Annotated in this window: 18 protein-coding genes, 1 tRNA gene and 1 pseudogene; 5 read left to right on the top strand and 15 right to left on the bottom strand. The window is 50.6% G+C overall.

Annotation, left to right across the window (positions count from 1 at the left end):
• Positions 1–17: 17 nt before the first annotated feature.
• The 8 genes and pseudogenes from narP to FDW98_RS11870 all read right to left on the bottom strand — a co-directional run bounded on the left by narP (position 18) and on the right by FDW98_RS11870 (position 5,561).
• Positions 18–665, bottom strand: coding sequence for a nitrate/nitrite response regulator protein NarP (narP, locus tag FDW98_RS11905; protein ID WP_096756442.1), 648 nt, complete (start codon positions 663–665; stop codon positions 18–20).
• A 269-nt stretch (positions 666–934) separates the two neighbouring features.
• The gene (locus tag FDW98_RS11900) at positions 935–1,432 is read right to left on the bottom strand and encodes a type VI secretion system tube protein Hcp (RefSeq protein WP_096756443.1); all 498 of its coding nucleotides are present in this window, start codon (positions 1,430–1,432) and stop codon (positions 935–937) included.
• Between the two features lie 2 nt (positions 1,433–1,434).
• Positions 1,435–1,779, bottom strand: coding sequence for a putative T6SS immunity periplasmic lipoprotein (locus tag FDW98_RS11895; RefSeq protein WP_096756444.1), 345 nt, complete (start codon positions 1,777–1,779; stop codon positions 1,435–1,437).
• The gene (locus tag FDW98_RS11890) at positions 1,776–2,150 is read right to left on the bottom strand and encodes a type IV secretion protein Rhs (RefSeq protein WP_249935701.1); all 375 of its coding nucleotides are present in this window, start codon (positions 2,148–2,150) and stop codon (positions 1,776–1,778) included. Before FDW98_RS11890 ends, FDW98_RS11895 begins: the two co-directional genes overlap by 4 nt.
• Before the next feature lie 905 nt (positions 2,151–3,055).
• Positions 3,056–3,207 (bottom strand): annotated as a pseudogene (locus tag FDW98_RS23645) (hypothetical protein).
• Between the two features lie 184 nt (positions 3,208–3,391).
• Positions 3,392–3,468: transfer RNA gene (locus FDW98_RS11880), tRNA-Pro, on the bottom strand.
• Positions 3,469–3,541: 73 nt separating this feature from the next.
• Positions 3,542–5,302 (bottom strand): LPS biosynthesis-modulating metalloenzyme YejM, encoded by a 1,761-nt coding sequence (gene yejM / locus FDW98_RS11875; RefSeq protein WP_096756446.1) that lies wholly within the window; start codon positions 5,300–5,302, stop codon positions 3,542–3,544.
• 31 nt (positions 5,303–5,333) lie between these two features.
• Positions 5,334–5,561 (bottom strand): YejL family protein, encoded by a 228-nt coding sequence (locus tag FDW98_RS11870; RefSeq protein WP_096756447.1) that lies wholly within the window; start codon positions 5,559–5,561, stop codon positions 5,334–5,336.
• 134 nt (positions 5,562–5,695) lie between these two features.
• Here FDW98_RS11870 and yejK point away from each other — a divergent pair, with 134 nt between their 5' ends.
• Positions 5,696–6,703 carry a nucleoid-associated protein YejK gene (gene yejK, locus FDW98_RS11865; RefSeq protein ID WP_005129293.1) on the top strand — a complete coding sequence of 336 codons (1,008 nt, stop codon included), beginning with the start codon at positions 5,696–5,698 and terminating at the stop codon, positions 6,701–6,703.
• Between the two features lie 27 nt (positions 6,704–6,730).
• A complete protein-coding gene (locus tag FDW98_RS11860) occupies positions 6,731–7,351 on the top strand; it encodes a hypothetical protein (protein ID WP_096756448.1) in 621 nt (206 codons plus the stop codon).
• Between the two features lie 107 nt (positions 7,352–7,458).
• On the opposite strand, the gene rplY is transcribed toward FDW98_RS11860, so the two are convergent.
• Together rplY and FDW98_RS11850 are read right to left on the bottom strand one after the other, a co-directional pair.
• Entirely contained in the window at positions 7,459–7,743 is a 285-nt protein-coding gene (rplY, locus tag FDW98_RS11855; protein ID WP_096756449.1) for a 50S ribosomal protein L25, read from the bottom strand.
• Positions 7,744–7,867: 124 nt separating this feature from the next.
• A complete protein-coding gene (locus FDW98_RS11850) occupies positions 7,868–9,628 on the bottom strand; it encodes a DEAD/DEAH box helicase (protein WP_096756450.1) in 1,761 nt (586 codons plus the stop codon).
• Between the two features lie 152 nt (positions 9,629–9,780).
• Between FDW98_RS11850 and rsuA the strand changes: the two genes are divergently transcribed.
• From rsuA to FDW98_RS11830, 3 genes are all read left to right on the top strand, one after another.
• Complete coding sequence (rsuA, locus tag FDW98_RS11845) at positions 9,781–10,488, top strand: 16S rRNA pseudouridine(516) synthase RsuA (RefSeq protein ID WP_096756451.1); 708 nt, start codon at positions 9,781–9,783, stop codon at positions 10,486–10,488.
• Positions 10,489–10,503: 15 nt separating this feature from the next.
• Positions 10,504–11,694 (top strand): Bcr/CflA family multidrug efflux MFS transporter, encoded by a 1,191-nt coding sequence (locus tag FDW98_RS11840; RefSeq protein WP_096756452.1) that lies wholly within the window; start codon positions 10,504–10,506, stop codon positions 11,692–11,694.
• 333 nt (positions 11,695–12,027) lie between these two features.
• On the top strand, positions 12,028–12,372 hold the full coding sequence (locus FDW98_RS11830) for a YejG family protein (protein ID WP_029139605.1): 345 nt from the start codon (positions 12,028–12,030) through the stop codon (positions 12,370–12,372).
• A gap of 3 nt (positions 12,373–12,375) precedes the next feature.
• Here FDW98_RS11830 and yejF read toward each other — a convergent pair whose 3' ends face one another.
• The 5 genes from yejF to FDW98_RS11805 are packed head-to-tail and all read right to left on the bottom strand — an operon-like array spanning position 12,376 to position 19,567.
• A complete protein-coding gene (gene yejF, locus FDW98_RS11825; protein ID WP_096756453.1) occupies positions 12,376–13,965 on the bottom strand; it encodes a microcin C ABC transporter ATP-binding protein YejF in 1,590 nt (529 codons plus the stop codon).
• A gap of 1 nt (position 13,966) precedes the next feature.
• Entirely contained in the window at positions 13,967–14,992 is a 1,026-nt protein-coding gene (locus FDW98_RS11820; RefSeq protein WP_096756454.1) for an ABC transporter permease, read from the bottom strand.
• Positions 14,992–16,086 (bottom strand): microcin C ABC transporter permease YejB, encoded by a 1,095-nt coding sequence (locus FDW98_RS11815; RefSeq protein ID WP_096756455.1) that lies wholly within the window; start codon positions 16,084–16,086, stop codon positions 14,992–14,994. The genes FDW98_RS11820 and FDW98_RS11815 overlap by 1 nt, the downstream gene beginning before the upstream one ends.
• Positions 16,087–17,946 (bottom strand): extracellular solute-binding protein, encoded by a 1,860-nt coding sequence (locus FDW98_RS11810; RefSeq protein ID WP_096756456.1) that lies wholly within the window; start codon positions 17,944–17,946, stop codon positions 16,087–16,089.
• Positions 17,947–18,004: 58 nt separating this feature from the next.
• Entirely contained in the window at positions 18,005–19,567 is a 1,563-nt protein-coding gene (locus FDW98_RS11805; RefSeq protein WP_096756457.1) for a cyclic di-GMP phosphodiesterase, read from the bottom strand.
• Between the last annotated feature and the right edge of the window lie 164 nt (positions 19,568–19,731).

Here is a 19,731-nt window from a genome sequence, read left to right as displayed (position 1 = left end):
CATCGGGCAATATCTGGTTATTGCATGCCGCGTGTTTGTAAAAACAGGATGGTAGCCGCAACGCGAGAACGCACGTTAAGTTTGCGCAGCAGATTGCGAATATGCACCTTTACTGTTTGTTCGGAGATATTCAGCACTGACGCGATCTGTTTGTTTGACAGTCCCTGTGCCAGTTCGTGTAACACATCCAGTTCACGCTCGGTCAGCATGCTGAATGGATCTTCTTCTGCGCCAAACAGTTCACGTTCTCGCAGGTAGCTGCTGACGCGTTCGCTGAAGGCTTTGCCACCTTTCGCGCCGCTGCGAATAGCATCAAGCAACACTTCCGGATCGCTGTCTTTCAGCAAATAACCGTCGGCGCCAGCATCGATTAAGGCATAAACATCGCTGGCGGAATCCGATACGGTAAGAATGATAATTTGTGCTGTGACACCATCCCGGCGCAGCGCATTCAGGGTATCCAGTCCGCTCATACCTTTCATATTGAGATCCAGCAGGATCACATCCAGGTCAAGCCGGTTTGCCAGATCGATAGCACTCGCGCCGTCGCCGGCTTCGGCAACCACATCAAATGCGCTATCCAGCTGCAGTAATTGACTGATTCCTCGCCGCATGAGTGGGTGGTCGTCGACAATCATCACCCGAAAAGGCGTTGCTTCAGGCATACTATTCTCCTGAGTTTTATTAGTATCATTATTGTTTTCAGCGCATCAATCGTCCAGATTCATCGCGCTGATGAGAGGATAAATTTTACCCCAATTTGTGCATGGGTAAGTAGTAAAACCTGTGCTGAAGAGAGGGGGAACGGTAAGAAGCGGAGGGTGGGTGGATTACCGTCGTTCTTCATCAGGAATGGGTACCACCTTACCCACACTCTGATATTGTAGAGTTTAAAATTTATTGATGGAATAGGGGGCGCGTGATGCCCCTTTATTTATTGTTGCTGTTCTTTCTTTGCTGGTTTCATCCAGGCATCATCGTATTTAATATTCCCTCTAACATAATTCCATTCAATGCTATGGAATCGAAAACCCACTACCTCATGCATGTTAGGGGTTGAACTACCGGGATAGTAGACATGTGTAAAATCTACAGAGGATATAACGACATTTTCCAGAGTAATATTATAAATCTCTACTTCGATCCCCGCTTCTATAGTTTCATAATATTTAATGACTGCCTTTTGCAGTCTCTTTCCTTCACAAACAGCTACAGCTAAGTAAGGACTTACTTTATCAAGTTGCTTATGCACAATTACGGGATCATGCTGCCTACAGCCTGTCATGCTGCCAGTATTGCTATCTACAGGTTGTCGAACACCGTAGCTACTATTCATGACTTCTATAGCACCTTCACGGCCTAAAGATAAACAATCTCCCGGAATCTGTATTCCGTTTTCATCATATAAAAATAAATAAGCTGGTAATGACATAATCAATACTCCATATTTGTTAGCTGTCCATTATTATCTATAAAGAATTTATGTACATAGTCCTTGCCACTCAATCCATATGACACTGTATAGGAATAACCATAACTCCATTTAAAATCAATGCAATCTCTCGGATATGAAAGTTGTAAGTCATATTCTGATTTTTCGATGTGATATCCCTTACTCTGACTTGATTCGATTCGGTAGTAGTTCAATACATCTTTTTGATCAGTGCTAAAACAGAGATAATTGCCATTTATAAAAGTAACTCTTGGGTGTGGTGCAGGCATACCACCGGGGCATCCAGATAGTATTAATACCAATGGCATTATTATTAATCTTTTCATCCGGAGAATCCTTTCATAACAGATTTATATATAGATAGTATTGAATGAATAGATTCATTAGGATTGAGGTTACGGTATTTAACCAGGGCGTAAGTATCTCTGTTAAGCCCAAATGCTTGTATCAACCAATAATCGCTGGCTATTGATGCCTGTTGTTCTAATCCATAGTGAAGAAAGTCAGCCTTATCTAAACTGTAACTGTAATCAGCGAAACGAGAGAATAAACCTCTGGTTCTAACAAACATACCTTTCTGTGCTTGCCAGGCGTGAACCATCTCATGCATGAATCTGTGTTTTTTCTCTAGTATATCTAATGAAAAATCAGGTGAATATGTTCCCTCTCTAAACCAAAGTTCACCGTTTGGCGTCATGGCAATATCTACGGGTTGTAAGTTGAAGGGGAGATAGCTTTCACGGTGTACCCACACCTTGCTATAGATAATACTCCCACCAAACAGCGTCCTGGCTAGTGCAATCTCTCCTATTGTAAGTTGCCTGACACCTCCGGGGCTATGGGAGTTCCCGACGTGGGGTTTATTGTTCCGTTTACGGACATAGTATATCCATACGATTTGTATTGTTTTGTGCGCTAATGGTACTCCTACCCTAAAGCATTGGGAATGTTTCTTTCCGGGACAAATTCTGAATTCTTTAAAATTAAATTACTATAAATCATCTGGTTGCTGAATAAATCAGCCCTGTCATTACAAAGTGATTGCAAGGTATTATGATTGGGCTGGCTACTGTATGACTTTGAAATATTCTCGGCTTCATTCACTTTGGGATGCGATCTGTACGCGGTGTATTTGGCTGGACAGAAAACGGTAAGTGATGATAAATCAAAAATAGCAATCTTTGCTATGTCGATGGTTGGTTACGTCAGCAACTTTGTAAATTTGAAGTTGCTAATACGAAGTGGTCTGTGGTTGAAGACTATTGTGGAGAAATTATCTACGACATCAGAAATAGGTAAGCTATTAATATTAAAAGCCTTGAAAATTACCAGAAAATCCTTTTTCTTAAGCTCCTGAGGGTATGTATGTTAAGTGGAATGGGAAGCCATAGGTAGATGATGAATATGTGGAAAGGGCTGCTCAGCTGTTTCAGACAAAACTACAAAAGGATGAGTATCTTAAATTAATTTTCTCAAAAAATAGCACTGTTTCAGGAGGCCATTCACCTTAGTATGGCTACAGAAAGTGAATTGACTCTTTTGGTTGTATGGAAAAGTATTGCGTATGGATTAGTCGCATCAAATCAGAAGAGGCCCAAGATATTAACTGGCCTGAACAGTACGGCTTATCTGCTCTTTCACATGCTTGCTGGCATCGGTGTTGATCGCCGGCAGGGCCATCATCGGTTTAACCCGAACATCAGTATCGAGGAAGAGCTCAACTCGCCCAGAATGATATCTTTTGCACCAGGCAGACCATCAAAATCCCTTTTTCATAAACGAGTTTGATGACTTCCCGGTGATATGTAGAGCTGAAATTTTACAGTGAAGTCGATGCTCTGCGCCGGGGTTTTTCCCCGATAATTCCCCATTGCTTCTCCGTACAGAAAACAGACATAAAAAAACCAACCGTAGAAGGTTGGTTTTTTTGGGGAATTTTGGTCGGCACGAGAGGATTTGAACCTCCGACCCCCGACACCCCATGACGGTGCGCTACCAGGCTGCGCTACGTGCCGACACTATGGCGCTAATACTACTGCTTTCCACCACGATTGCAAGAGGATGGTTTACTAACTGATTTATAATTAATCAGTTAGCAATAAATCGTTTCTCATCCGTCAGGACCTGTAGCAGTAAGCTCAGCTGTGGTTTCTGATCTTTAATCTTCTCGCCGCGCAAATCATAGGTCTGATAGTTACCGTTGTTGTTGAGCACCAGCGTCATTTCTGGAGTGGTAATCGCCATTGTGCTGCTGTCGGCGGCCGTTACCCAATAGTGGCGGCGCGTGGCATTAAACAAATCCTGACCCTGAGAATATTCGTTCGCCGGCGTGCTGACGTGCAGCAGGCGCTGCATCAGCGTGGTCATCAGGTCGGTATGATCGGTCAGGCTGTTAATGCGCTGAGCGGGTGTACCCGGCCAGTGAATTATCAGTGGAACCTGAAGATGACCGCGCGACCAGTCGAAGCGATTCTCATCCTGCGACAGTGGGACACCCCGACCGGCGGTAATAATCACCACCGTGTTGTTGAGCTTACCCGAATCACGCAGGGCGCCCAGAACGCGGTTAATGTTCGCATCTACGTCCTGAGCCGCGTTGGCGTAGCGTTTAACAAAGTTCTTCTGGTTGCTGTCATCAATGTTGGTCCCGTTAAAGGAGACCCATGAGAACCAGCGGTTATCTTCCTGCGCGTAGCGGCCCAGCCAGTTGATCCATTGGTTCGCCGTTTGTTCGTCAGATTGTGTCTGCACGCTTGGCATGGAGAAGTCTGACAGCAGCGCCTGGCGATAGAGCGGGCTGGTAAAGCCATCAGAGGAGAATAACCCCAACTGATAACCTTGTTGATTCAGGGCAGAGATCAGCGCGGCAGGCGTTCTGCTTGCCAGAATGCCGTCCATATAGCTTGGCGACACGCCATAGAACAGGCCAAAAATACCGTTATCGGAGGTATTACCGGAACTCATATGGCGCGTGAAGGAAATATTTTGCCCGGCAAATTCCGCCAGGGCTGGCATCTGTTTTTCAAAGCGTGAGTAGTTCAGACCGTCTACGGTGATCAGCAGGACGTTCTGGCCGGTACCCATATCACGATAGCGTAAATCGCTAAGCGGATACTGCACGGAGACCGCTTCCGGATTACCTTGTTCGATCAGGCGGCGCTGATACTCTTGCGCATCCAGCAAACCATGTTTTTCCAGAAACTTACGCGCTGTCATTGGGTAAGACAGCGGCAGGTTTGCGCGCTGCATAGTGATCGGCCGATAGAAATTGGCGTCCGCCCAGATGTACACCACATGCGATGCGATGAACGATACGAAAAAGAAAGCGGCTAAAGGTTTCGCGAAATGACGGCGACGCGTCAGGCTGCGCAGCTTTTGCCAGCTCCAGGTCGCAAACAACATTTCTATTAGCAGAATAATCGGCACGCTGATGAACATCAGCTGCCAGTCACGCGCCGTTTCGTTCTGATCGGGGTTAATGACCAGTTCCCAGACAATCGGATTGAGATGCAGGTGGAAACGGGTGAACACTTCGCTGTCAATCAACAGCAGCGTCATGCCCACGGTCGCCAGGATGGCTGATAAGAATCGCATCAGCCTCTGGGACATGACGATAAACGTCAGGGGGAACAGGATCAGCAAATAGGCGGCAAACACCAGGAAGCTAAAATGCCCTACAACGCTCAGATAAGAATAAACACGACCTGCAAGCGTTGTCGGCCAGTCGGCGACAAACAGGTAACGACTACCGAGCACCATGGCCAACAGAATGTTGAACAAGGCGAACCAGTGCCCCCAGCTAACCATCTGGGAGACTTTCTCACGGTAGCGTTGACGATGAGTTACCATAAACTGTTGTTCGTTTCCCCGGAGCAGGCTCTTAGTGCGCTTGGTCGTCGTTTATCGAAGACTGCAATGCGCGGGCAAATGAATTCGCAATCGCCTGGCGCTGGGCCGGTGCGACGCTTGTATTGATAAGGTTAGTGACCATGTTTCCCAGTACCATCAGGGAAAGATCGGTCGGTGCCTTATGTTTTTCCAGTACGTTGAGCATTTCATTCAGCAATTGTTCAACGTGTTCGTCACTATAGCGGGAAATTTGTGGCATAAATCGAAATCTGTCTGTTCATGAAAGGGCAACATATTACCGTAGCGACAGTTTTTTTTCTGCTTTTTTATCTTCTATTGCGTCACTGCCCGGCAGGTGGTTGAATACCGCCCGGTCTTAAAGGAGAGTTTATCATGAGTCTGGATATCAACCAGATTGCCCTGCACCAGCTTATCAAGCGTGATGAGCAGAACCTTGAGCTGGTCTTGCGCGATTCATTACTGGAGCCGACGGCGACCGTTGTCGAGATGATGGCTGAGCTGCATCGGGTATATAGCGCCAAGAATAAAGCCTATGGCCTGTTTAGCGAAGAGAGCGAACTGGCGCAAACGCTGCGTTTGCAGCGTCAGGGCGAAGAGGATTTTCTGGCGTTCAGTCGTGCCGCAACCGGGCGTCTGCGCGATGAGCTGGCGAAGTATCCGTTTGCTGACGGCGGCATCGTGCTGTTCTGTCATTACCGTTACCTGGCGGTAGAGTATCTGCTGGTGGCGGTGCTGAACAACTTAAGCAGCATGCGCGTGAATGAAAATCTGGATATCAACCCGACGCACTATCTGGATATCAATCATGCTGATATCGTGGCGCGTATTGATTTAACCGAGTGGGAAACCAACCCGGAGTCCACGCGGTATCTGACGTTCCTGAAAGGAAGGGTAGGACGTAAAGTTGCCGATTTCTTTATGGATTTCCTCGGGGCCAGCGAAGGACTGAATGCGAAAGCGCAAAACCGTGGCCTGCTGCAGGCGGTAGACGACTTCACTGCCGAAGCTCAACTGGATAAAGCTGAACGCCAGAACGTGCGTCAGCAGGTTTACAGCTACTGCAACGAGCAGCTTCAGGCCGGTGAAGAGATTGAACTGGAGTCTCTGTCAAAAGAGCTTTCCGGCGTCAGTGAGGTCAGCTTCAGTGAATTTACCGCGGATAAAGGCTATGAGCTGGAAGAGAGCTTCCCGGCAGATCGCAGTACGCTGCGTCAGTTAACCAAGTTTGCCGGTAGCGGCGGTGGGTTAACCATCAACTTCGACGCCATGCTGCTGGGTGAACGTATTTTCTGGGATCCGGCAACGGACACCTTAACCATCAAAGGTACGCCGCCTAACCTGCGCGATCAGCTGCAGCGTCGTACTTCTGGCGGGAAATAAGGGCATACTACATAAAAGGACGCAGTAGTGAGTAAAGGAATACGTCAGAAGCCGCCTGTTAATTTCAGTTTATTTCGGCAGGTTTTTTACGCGCACATTGTAACATTTTTGATGATGTTGATGCTTGGTATTGTGTTCACCGTTCTCTCGTTGGTACTGTTTTATACTCATGGTGCCAACTGGTTACTGAGCTTGTCCATATGCCCACTGTTCTTATTTACTGGTTTATTCATTACTGGATTTGCTTTTAAATCAACCTATTCCAGCATGAGTTACTATTACGATAAGGGGCAGTTGAAACGGTATGGACTCAATCTTGATGCTACTTTGACACATAAAGAGAAGGTGGAAATAAGCATCGATAATGCAAAGCGTCGAGTGCGCGTAGATGAACTGGAACTCCATGTCTTTTTTGATTTTCAGTTTGATAGCAAGACATGGAGCGGCGGCGACTTACTTACCAATGAAAAGGTATTTGATGCGTTGAATGAAGGGCAAACTATGCCAATACGAATTTTGCCGTGGAAACCGGAAAGTGCCAGCGTTCGTCAACGGGCATTATTCAATCGGCTTAAAGGTATGAATACAGCAGCGGAAACTACAGATCCTCGATTAGGGGAGGCGTTAATTGAATTTGACGAGATTTAAGAAAGCGGAAAAGCAAAGTGGGTTCTCGTTGCTCTTAATGTCGTCAAACTAAATTAAACGCATAAAAAACCCCGCCGAGGCGGGGTTTTTCTTCAACTTGTTGGCGATTACGCGCGAACGAAGTCGATGTGAGACAGTTTTGGCTTGAACGGGTGACGCTGTACAGCCTGAGCTTTAACTTTAACTTCTTTACCGTCAACAACGATGGTCAGAACTTCGCTGTAAAATTCAGCTTTAGCTTGCATGTTCATGATTGAATCGTGATCCAGTTCGATAGCAATCGGGGCTTCTGCGCCACCGTAGATGATTGCCGGGAACTTGTTAGCGGTACGCAGGCGGCGGCTCGCACCCTTACCCTGCTCTTTACGTACTTCAGCGTTAATAGTAAACATTTAAATCTCTCTTTAATAATTCCTGCTACAGGCGACCCAGCAACAGGTAAGTGATCTGCTTTGCGTATGCAAAAGCGGGCGAGATTCTATCCTCAAATGACGGGTACATCAATCAAAAGTACGATTAACCGCGCAATTCATGTGCCCGTCGGAAGCGGCCTTCGTAATCAAAGACCTTTTCACGTACCTGCCAGTACTGACCTTTCATGCGAGCGACCACAAAATCGGGATGGCGTAACAGCGCCTGCTGCGCCAGGATGTCGGCGGCGGTTATCCAGCGTATAGGGACGCCGGGCGTGCGGGTGTGTGGGCGAATAAACAGCTGTTCAAAGGCGGTACGTTGAGCGGGGGTGTGCAAACGAAATCGTTCGCTGACGTCGGCGCCATCCTCATCATAATACGTTATTTTCAGCCATTCACCTTTGTCATCCTGGCCATGCTGTAACGCCATGCCGCTACAGCGCAGTACCAGCGCATCCTTGAGCCTGAGCGCCGCCTTCAGCATATCGTCCGGATCGACCAGTATGGTATCGCATGCCCGACAGCGGCGAGCGGCAATGTCATTTTCAGCATTGCACTGTGGGCAGTTTTTAAAACGAAAGCGGAAGTCACATTGTTCACGGTGACCGTCATCATCTTCAAACCAACCCTGGCAGCGACGGCCAAAGTGTTCGATCAGCGTGCCATCGGCTGTGGTCTTACCCCAGAAGGTGTTAGCAAACCCGCAGGCGGGGCAGAATACCTGCACCGGAACGTTGTCGCTTTTTCCTTTTGGCGCACCGACTTCCGGGGCGTAAAGATCGTGAGGATTGCCCGCGTAGTCGAGGATCAGACAATCCGTTTTTCCCGGCGACAGGCGTAGCCCACGTCCGACGATTTGTTGGTACAGGCTTACGGACTCGGTGGGGCGCAGGATCGCAATGAGATCGACATGTGGGGCGTCAAACCCGGTGGTCAGCACCGCTACGTTGACCAGATAGCGAAAGCGCTGGGTTTTGAAATCCTCAATCAACACATCTCGCTCTGCGCCAGGCGTGTCACCGGTGATCAGTGCGGCATCGTCTGCGGGCAGCAGACCAACAATCTCTTTCGCGTGCTCCACGGTAGCGGCAAATATCATGACGCCTTTGCGCGTCTGAGCAAACTCGATAATCTGACTGATGATATGCGGTGTTATCCGCTGCTGTTTTTTCAGCTCATGGTTGAGGTCAGCTTCGCTGAACAAACCATTACTTTGTGCTTGCAGGCGGCTGAAGTCATACTGGACGACCGGCATGTCGAGGCGCTCTGGCGGCGTCAGATAGCCGTGCTTAATCATGTAGCGCAGCGGCAGCTCATAAATACAGTCGCGAAAAAGCGCTTTTTCATCGCCGCGCACCATACCGTGATAATGAAAATGGTAAATCCAGCCTTTACCGAGGCGGAAAGGCGTGGCGGTCAGTCCGAGCAGGCGTAGGTGAGGGTTGACGTGGGTCAGGTGAGTCAGAATTTGCTGATACTGGCTCTCTTCGTCGTCACCAATGCGATGGCACTCGTCGACGATGAGCAGGGAAAATTCACCCTGAAACGCTTCCAGATTACGCGCCACCGACTGTACGCTGCCGAAAACCACTTTACCGTGGCTCTCTTTACGCTTCAGGCCAGCGGCAAAGATATCGGCTTCCAGCCCCAACGCACAATATTTGGCATGATTCTGTGCGACCAACTCCTTCACATGCGCCAGCACTAATACGCGCCCACGCGCCACACGCGCCAGTTCAGCAATCACCAGGCTTTTACCCGCCCCGGTTGGCAGGACGATGACCGCAGGTGTGCGGTAGTGGCGAAAATGGTTGAGCGTGGCATCCACGGCTTCTTGTTGGTAAGGGCGAAGTGTAAAAGTCATGGTCTCACTAGGGTAAACAATAACAATGAATAGTATGCCACGAATCTTTTTCCCTTGAGGGAAGTTGTTAGCCCGCTATACTGAGCGGAAAACGGCTCCACTTTTCGGGCATAACGCTCGATTTCCGTATTGTTACAGGCAAAATCACACTCATGCGACTTGATAAATTTATCGCTCAGCAACTCGGCGTCAGCCGCGCTATTGCCGGGCGTGAAATCCGTGGTAACCGCGTTACCGTCGATGGCGAAATCGTCAGAAATAGCGCCTTTAAACTGCTGCCAGAACATGACGTCGAATACGACGGTAATTCACTGACTCAGCAAAATGGCCCGCGCTATTTTATGCTCAACAAGCCTCAGGGCTATGTGTGCTCCACGGAAGACCCGGATCATCCGACAGTGCTTTATTTCCTCGATGAACCTGTTGCCCACAAGCTGCATGCGGCAGGGCGTCTGGATATCGACACCACCGGGCTGGTACTGATGACCGATGACGGTCAGTGGTCACACCGCATCACCTCCCCGCGTCACCATTGTGAGAAAACCTATCTGGTGACGTTAGAGTCGCCGGTGGCGGAAGATACCGCCGAACAGTTTACCCGTGGTGTACAGTTGCATAACGAAAAAGATCTGACAAAACCGGCGGTGCTGGAAGTGATTACGCCAACCCAAGTGCGCTTGACCATTAGCGAAGGGCGCTATCATCAGGTTAAGCGTATGTTTGCCGCCGTTGGCAACCATGTTGTGGAACTGCACCGTGAGCGAATCGGCGCCATCAAACTGGATGACGATCTTGCGCCCGGCGAATACCGCCCCTTGACTGAAGAAGAAATCGCCAGCGTTAACGTAACCCCTCGTTAATTTCAGGAGCTAAATGTGACCACCCGGCAGAACTCTTCAATTGCCATTGTTTTTATCCTTGGCTTGTTGGCCATGTTAATGCCGTTGTCGATTGATATGTATCTTCCGGCGCTGCCGGTGATCTCTGCTCAGTTTGGCGTGCCTGCGGGCAGTGCGCAAATGACCCTCAGTACCTATATTTTGGGGTTTGCAGTGGGGCAACTGATCTACGGCCCTATGGCAGACAGCATCGGGCGTAAGCCGGTGATTCTGGGGGGAACGCTGGTGTTTGCGGCGGCGGCAGTCGCCTGCGCGCTGGCACAAACTATCGATCAATTGATTACGATGCGTTTCTTCCACGGCCTGGCGGCTGCGGCGGCGAGCGTGGTGATCAACGCCCTGATGCGCGATATTTATCCGAAAGAAGAGTTTTCACGCATGATGTCCTTCGTCATGCTGGTCACGACGATTGCGCCGCTGCTGGCGCCGATTGTCGGTGGCTGGGTGCTGGTATGGTTAAGCTGGCACTACATCTTTTGGATCCTGGCCGTGGCGGCAATTCTGGCTTCGGTGATGATTTTCACCTTGATCAAAGAGACCTTGCCCGTTGAGCGACGCCAGCCGTTTCGTTTGCGTACCACAATGGGCAATTTCGCCTCGCTGTTTCGCCATAAGCGCGTGTTGAGCTATATGCTGGCCAGCGGATTTAGTTTTGCCGGGATGTTCTCGTTTCTCAGCGCTGGTCCCTTTGTCTACATTGAGATCAACCATGTTTCGCCGCAGAACTTTGGCTATTACTTTGCGCTGAACATTGTCTTCCTGTTTGTGATGACCATTATTAACAGCCGCTTTGTTCGGCGGGTTGGGGCATTGAATATGTTCCGCACCGGGCTGTGGATCCAGTTTGTTATGGCGGGCTGGATGGTATTTAGCGCGCTGTTCGGGTTGGGCTTCTGGGCGCTGGTGGTCGGTGTTGCGGCGTTTGTTGGTTGCGTATCGATGGTGTCATCTAACGCGATGGCAGTGATCCTCGATGAGTTCCCGCATATGGCTGGCACGGCGTCGTCGCTGGCGGGAACCTTCCGCTTTGGCATCGGTGCCATTGTAGGTGCGCTACTGTCACTGGCGACCTTTAACTCGGCCTGGCCGATGATCTGGACGATTGCCTTTTGTGCGTCCTGTTCCATTCTCTTCTATCTCTATGCCAGTCGAGCCAAAAAACGGTGATCTAATACACAACCTGGGGGGCATTTGCCCCCCGGAGTTGATGTACATCAACCGCTAATCTATCTATTCCCCTGGTTATGTATATTTTATGTAAAATCAATTTATGTAAAAAGTCACATCATTGTAGTTAAAAAGGTTGAGTTAGATCGCAGAAACGCGTACATATAGCCCGGAAAACTGCCAGAACCGTTGAATAAATTTAAATATTGGGTTCGGAAAGTGGCATACAGACAGGGTGTAAACGTTTGCCAACTGTCTAAAGACGTATTGTCAATGATGTGTTAATATTGATGTAAAATAATTGTGAAGTAATTGTACTTCCAGGGAAAGAAAGTGATGACATTACAACTCTCAATCGTTCACCGTCTGCCGCAGTGCTATCGTTGGTCGGTGGGTTTCGCAGGTTCAAAAGTTGAACCGATTCCGCAAAACGGCCAGAGCAATGAGAATAGCCTGGTGGCGCTCAAGTTACTCAGTCCGGACGGTGACAGTGCGTGGTCGGTAATGCATAAACTCAGCCAGGCGTTGAGCGACATTGAAGTTCCGTGTTCCGTACTGGAATGTGAAGGGGAGCCGTGTCTGTTCGTCAATCGTCAGGATGAATTTGCAGCGACCTGCAGACTGAAAAATTTCGGCGTGGCTATCGCAGAACCTTTTTCAAATAATAACCCATTTTGAGCGTCAGCTTAGCGCGAGCAGCTGACGCGTATAGGCTTGTTGTGGCGCGTTGAAGACGTGCTCGCATTGCCCCTGTTCCACGACCTCTCCTTGCCGTAGCACAATAACCTGATGGCATAGCGCACGTACAACATGCAAATCGTGGCTGATAAAGATGTAGGCCAGGCGATGCTTTTGCTGTAATGACTTAAGCAACGTCAGGATTTGCGCCTGGACGGTCCTGTCGAGTGACGATGTCGGCTCATCCAGAATAATCAGCGATGGTTTTAAAATCAGTGCTCTGGCAATCGCAATACGTTGACGCTGACCACCGGAAAACTCGGCAGGGTAACGATGCCGCGTGTCGCTATCCAGGCCGACTTCTGCCATTACCGCTTTCACCTGCGCTTCACGTTGCTCGGCAGACAACGTGGGTTGATGCACGCGTAACCCCTCTTCAATAATCTGTAATACGCTCAGGCGCGGGTTCAGCGATGAGTTAGGGTCCTGAAAGACAACCTGAATGCGGTGGCGTACCGGCAGCAGTTGACGGCGGTTTAAGGTATGCAGCGCCTGACCATCGAATACAATGCGACCTTGTGAGGCGATGAGCCTCAGCAGTGCCAGACCGGTGGTACTTTTCCCCGATCCTGATTCGCCAACCAGTCCCAGCGTTTCTCCCGGTTTCAGAGAAAAACTGACGTTGTTGACCACCACGTTATGGTCCACCACGCGCTTAAGCAGCCCTTTACGGATGGGGAAAGCGACGCGAAGCTGCTCCACTTCCAGCAAGGGGGGGTGGCCGGTGGGTAAAGGTACTGGATCGCCGGCAGGTTCACTGTTGAGCAATTTCTGCGTGTAAGGATGGGTGGGGGCAGAAAGCAGTTGCCCGGCACGGTTTTGTTCAACGCACTGACCGTTTTGCATCACCGCAACGGTGTCAGCTAACTTTTTGACGATACTGAGATTATGGGTGATGAACAGCAGGCCCATATTCAGCTCGCGTTGTAGCTCGCGCAGCAGTTGCAGGATTTGTGCCTGCACGGAAACATCCAGTGCGGTGGTGGGTTCGTCGGCAATCAGCAGTTCAGGGCGAGTGAGCAGCGCCATGGCGATCATCACGCGCTGACGCTCTCCGCCGGAAAGCTGGTGTGGGAAATCCGCCAGACGCTTGGCGGCCTGACGGATCCCGACGCGATCCAGACAGGTCAAGATCTCTGCCCGTGCGGCTTCCCGACGCATCCCCCGATGCAGTGACAACACTTCATAGAGCTGTTTTTCCAGAGTGTGCAGCGGGTTGAGCGACACCATCGGCTCCTGGAAAATCATGGCGATTTTATTCCCCCGTACGCCGCGTAGCGTTTGTTCGCTGGCGTGGAGTAGTGATTCACCGTGAAAGCGGATATCACCGGCAAGATAGACCGCCGGAGGTGTGGGGAGCAAACGTAAAATGGAGAGTGCGGTGACGCTTTTACCCGAGCCGGACTCGCCCACCAGCGCCAGGGTTTGCCCGGCTTCGACGTGCAATGAAATTTCGTTCACCACGGTACGTACGGTTCCCTGCTGACGAAAACCGACCGATAAATTGTCAATGGCTAACAGAGGTTGCGTCATCTTATACCGCCTTGTTGGGATCAAATGCGTCGCGTACCGCTTCACCAATAAAGATCAGCAGCGATAACAACAGGGCTACCGACACGAATGCGGTGATCCCAAGCCACGGTGCCTGTAAGTTGTTTTTGCCCTGCAACAGCAGTTCTCCGAGCGACGGGGAGCCGAGTGGTAAGCCGAACCCCAGAAAATCCAGCGAGGTCAGTGTGGTAATTGAGCTACATAAAATAAACGGCAAAAAGGTCAGCGTGGCGACCATCGCATTCGGCAGCATGTGGCGCAGGATAATGCTGCGATCGCTCACGCCGAGCGCCTGTGCGGCGCGGATGTAATCAAAGTTTCGCGTGCGTAAAAACTCTGCGCGTACCACGCCGACCAGGCTCATCCAGCCAAACACGACCGTAATGGCCAATAGCCACCAGAAGTTGGGTTGGACGACGCTGGAGAGTAGGATTATCAAAAATAGCGTCGGCATCCCGGACCAGACTTCAATGAAGCGTTGCCCCCACAGGTCCACCTTTCCGCCGTAATAGCCCTGCAGCGCACCGGCCATCACGCCCATGACGCTGGAGCACAGGGTTAACATCAGACCAAACAGGATGGAAATGCGCGTCCCATAGAGGATGCGCGCCAGTACGTCGCCGCCGTTGGCATCGGTGCCCAGCCAGTTTTGTGCGGACGGCGGGGAAGGGAAGGGGGTGTCGGTGGCAAAGTTAATGCTGGTGGCGCCAAAGCGCACGGGTGCCCACAGGATCCATCCCTGGCTTTCCAGACGCTGCTGCAGCCACGGATCCTGATAATCTGCTTTGGTGGCTAACGGGCCGCCGAAATCGCTTTCACTGTAGTTTTTGACCAGTGGAAAGTACCAGCTGCCGTCATAGCGCACCAGCAGTGGCTTATCATTGGCAATCAGCTCGGAACACAGGCTTAAGCCGAACAGCAGCAGAAAAATCCACAGCGACCAGTAGCCACGGCGATTGTGGCGAAAACGCGCCCAGCGGGCCTGATTGACGGGGCTTAAGCGCGACATTAGCGTCCCTCGAAATCAATACGTGGATCGACCAGCGTATAGCTAATATCACTGAGGATATTGAGCAGCAGGCCGATCAGCGTGAAGATATAAAGCGTACCAAACATCACCGGATAGTCGCGTGACACGGTCGATTCATAGCCCAGTAATCCCAGACCGTTCAGCGAGAACATGACTTCAATCAACAGTGAGCCGGTGAAAAACATACTGATGAAGGTGGCTGGAAAACCGGCTATCACCAACAGCATGGCGTTACGAAAGACGTGTTTGCGCAGAATGTTTTTCTCGCTAACGCCTTTAGCGCGCGCGGTGACGACATACTGTTTGCGAACCTCATCCAGAAAGGAGTTTTTGGTTAGCATCGTCAGTGCGGCAAATCCACCCACCACCGTTGCCAGCACCGGCAGGGTGATATGCCACAGATAATCGGTGATTTTTTGATACCAGGGCAGAGCGTCAAAATTGGCGGAAACCAGACCGCGTAGCGGGAAAAGGTCGTAATAGCTGCCGCCGGCAAAGAAAACGATCAATAAAATTGCAAACAGGAATGCGGGGATGGCGTAGCCGATAATAATGAATGCGCTGCTCCACACGTCAAAGCGGCTGCCGTTGTACACCGCTTTGCGGATCCCCAGCGGAATCGACACCAGATAGATAATCAGCGTACTCCATAATCCCAGCGTGACGGAGACGGGCAGGCTGTCTTTGATTAATGTCAGGACCGAGGCGCTGCGAAACAGGCTGTCGCCAAAATCGAAGCGGATATAGTTCCAGAGCATGTTGAAATAACGTTCGTGAATCGGTTTATCGAATCCGTAACGGCGGGTGATTTCAGCAATCACTTCCGGATCCAGGCCGCGACCACCACGATAATTGCTGTCGCTGATGTTCCCGACGCCGGTTTGCGCGTGGCTGGCACGCACACCCTCACTACCGGCGCCCGGCAGTGCGCCACTTTGCCCGAATTCAATGGCGGCAACGGCCTGCTCGACCGGGCCGCCTGGGGCAATCTGCACGATAAAAAAGTTGATGGTAATGATGGCCCAGAGCGTCGGGATCACCAGCAGCAGACGTCGAATCAGATATGCGCCCATTTATTCTCCCTGTCGTCTGGCAGCGGGAAGTTTGGCCGCTTTGTTGACGTCATACCACCAGTTGTCCACGCCGATGGTGTAAATCGGGCGAACGGCAGGCTGCGAAAATTTGTCCCACCATGCCAGCCGATCTTCGGCCATAAACCACATCGGCAACATGTAATAATTCCAGGTTAACACGCGGTCCAGTGCGCGTCCCAGCGGGATAAGTTTTGCTTTATTACCTTGCGCCGCAATGATCTGGCTAATCAGCTTATCAATGACCGGGCTTTGCACGCCGGGAGCGTTATAGCTGGAATCAATATATTCGGAGGCCCACAGAATTTGCAGATCCGAGCTGGGCCACGGCATCGCACGATACAGCCTTGGCATCATGTCATAGTCGCGGCTGCGCAGGCGGTTGGTGATTTGTGAGTTATCGACCTGGCGGATATTCATCGTAATGCCCAGCCGCTGCAGGTTATGCTGGAACGGTAATACCCATTGGCTGTTACTGCCTGCCGGGAGCAACAGCTCAAAAGTCAGTGCTTTGCCGCTGGTGATATTGACCCGCTGCTGCCCCTTCAATACCCATCCGGCCTTGTCCAGGAGTGCACTGGCCTTCAGCAGGTTTTCACGATCGTAACCGTCGCCTTTTGATGTGGGTGGCTGATAGATTTGGCTGAAGACTTCAGGAGGCAGATCGTTTTTCATCGGTGCAAGTAGCACCAGCTCATCCGCGTCGGGATAATTTTTGGCGGCATATTCGGTGTTCTGGAAATAGCTGGTCGTCCTGCTCCAGGCATTATAAAACAACGCCTTATTCATCCATTCAAAATCAAAGGCCAGCGTGATCGCTTCACGAACACGGCGGTCGCTGAACACCGGACGCTGGATGTTAAACGCTAACCAGCGCGTATCCTGCGCCGACTCGTTTTTTTGTTCGGCTTTGACGATGTACTGTTTTGTGAAGTTCTTACCGGTATAACGTGTTGCCCAGTTTTTGGCATCGTTCTCAAGACGCAGGTCAAATGCACCGGCTTTAAATGCTTCAAAGGCCACGTTGTCATCAAGGTAATAGTCGTAGCGGAGGGTATCAAAATTCCAGCGCCCACGATTAACCGGCAGGTCAGCGGCCCAGTAATCTTTGACCCGTGAGTAGACAATATACTGCCCCATTTTCCACTGGGTGATGCGGTAAGGTCCGCTGGCAAGGGGGGGGGAGGATAACGGGTCGCTGAGCTTGTGATCTTTCCAGTATTTCTCAGGCATCACCGGTAATGAAAACAGGCTGAGCATGTCTTCTTTACCCGGTTTGGCTAACTCAATTCGCACGGTTAACGGGGCGATCGCTTTAACGGTGGTCCCTTTGTATACCAGACGAAACTGCGGCACGCCTTCGGTCATAAATTTGTGGAAGGTAAAGGCAACGTCGCGGGCGGTGATTGGTGACCCATCGTGAAAACGCGCGCGCGGGTTAATGGCGATTTCAACCCAGGAATAGTCGTCCGCGTAGCGGGCTCTGTCGGCAATGAGCGGGTAATAGCTACCGGGTTCATCATCGGAAGTGGTAAACAGCGCATCGTAAAGTGATTCAGTCCGGGCGCCGGGATTCCCTCGCATCGAGTAGCGGTTGAAATTATCGAAGGTGCCGATGGACGAGAGCGTGATTTGCCCCCCTTTGGGGGCAGCGGGATTCACATAGTCGAAGTGGGTAAAATTGAACGCATACTTGGGTTCGCCCAGTACGGAAAATGCATAGCTTTCTTTGATGGACTGAGCCTGAGCGCTAAAACCTATAACGGTGAAAAATAGCAGCAGTACGCGAACAATCCTATGCACGGGTTTTCCTTTTCTTGTCCACCTGCCGATGGACCTCATGTCCGAGCCTCGGGGAGGTTCCGGCAAGCGTTGTGTATCGACGAATCGCACTGTGCGATCACCACTTTGGCATATCTGGCTTCGCCATCCAGCGTACGAAATCAGCCAGCTTTAACGGACGGCTGACCCAGTAACCCTGGAAGAAATGCACCCCGCGATCGCGCAGCCACCGGGCCTGCTCCTGCGTTTCTACGCCTTCAGCAACCGTCAGCATATTCAGGCGTCTGGAGAGTGTCAACACGGCATCCAGTACCGGCGACGTCAGCGTCTCGGTACCAATGGCATTGATAAACCCACGGTCAATCTTCAGGTAATCAACCGTAAAGCGTTCCAGATAGATGAGGGCGCTATGGCCGGTGCCGAAATCATCAATGGCAATTTCGAGCCCGGCAGCATGTATCCATTCAAAGATTTTCGTGGCTTCGTGCTGATCGAGCATATCGCGTTCGGTGATTTCCAGCACCACCTGAAAATAGTTGGCGGGTAACGCGGCGCTCAGTTCCTGAATATCTGCTTTGAAACTCTCGCCATGCAGGTGTGAGGGGGCAATATTGATCCCCAATTTTGCGCCTTTGGGGAGTACTTTTTGCAGCGCAGGCGCATCGTGGGCCACCAGCTTAAAGAGATGCTGGGTGAGCGGCACAATCATTTGCTGCGATTCGGCGTAATGAATAAAGGCATCCGGCGGGATCTCGCCCGTTGTCGGATGACGCCAGCGTAATAAGACTTCTACGCCTTTTACCTCCAGCGTTTGCATCTCCATGACCGGTTGGTAAACCACATAAAACTGATTGTGCTTGATGGCGTTGAGAATATCTTTCCCGGGCCGTAAACGGAGGGTGTAGATGTAGTACCAGACAAGCAGTGCCGCCATAATTCCGGCCATGCACCCCAGCATGAGGGAATACCAGATATCGTTATACGTCCACTCTTGTGCGTACAACCGCACAGTCACCGGCAGGCCGTCAATCGTCGCCTGTCGCGGGGATGAGGCATCAGGAAGATCGGAGACGGGTATCAGGTGAGCTGAAAATGTCGAAATAGCCATGTTGTCGACGATGATGGCAATACCGTCAAAATCATCCTGCCGGGCGGTATAGAGAAGATAGGGGGCCAGATTGATGTTCAGTGAGCTAAATACGCCGCTATTCATCAGGGCAGGATGACGATACCAAATCATTATCGCGGGTTTGTCGGGCACCATCGGCGTACCTGGGAGCAGAGCCACATCGATATCGCGGTTGAGATTAATCGACGGCATCAGCTCCTGGATGGGGGTATTCATGGGGCCCGTGGCGGATGAGCAAAATGCGATGCTGTCATTTATCAGCAAAAAAGCACGTACGTTCAGACTAAAGGCCGCGCTGGAGGTTAATTTAGCCGCAACTTGTTGGCAACTGTCAGTGACCAGGGGTTGCAGTTCATCAGTGGTTGTTTTGAGTTCAGAGAAGTAACTTTTGACGTAATTCTGTATATCGGAGAGCAGCGTGTCGTACTTCACTTCTCGTTTGTGCCACGAGACGAAAAATTGCAATGTGCTGACGAGTAAGGCGACGACGAGCCCCGTTAAAATGCAGGTGATCAGGATTTTTCGACCGGAAGAGGAGGCGCGTTTGAACATAGTTCTTTATGTTTTCCTGCAGTAACTGCTTATTATTAAACCGCTTAATTTGTAAGACTATAGCCTGGATTGACGCTTATCGTGAGATTTTTCTGTTGTGAAAAAGAAAAGCAAAAAGCACTGCCTAAGCAGTGCTTTTGATTTGTCTCATCAGGATAGCCAAG

The organism is Citrobacter sp. wls711 (assembly GCF_005281055.1).
Taxonomy (GTDB): domain Bacteria; phylum Pseudomonadota; class Gammaproteobacteria; order Enterobacterales; family Enterobacteriaceae; genus Citrobacter; species Citrobacter gillenii.
This window is presented reverse-complemented; position numbering and strand designations above follow the sequence as displayed.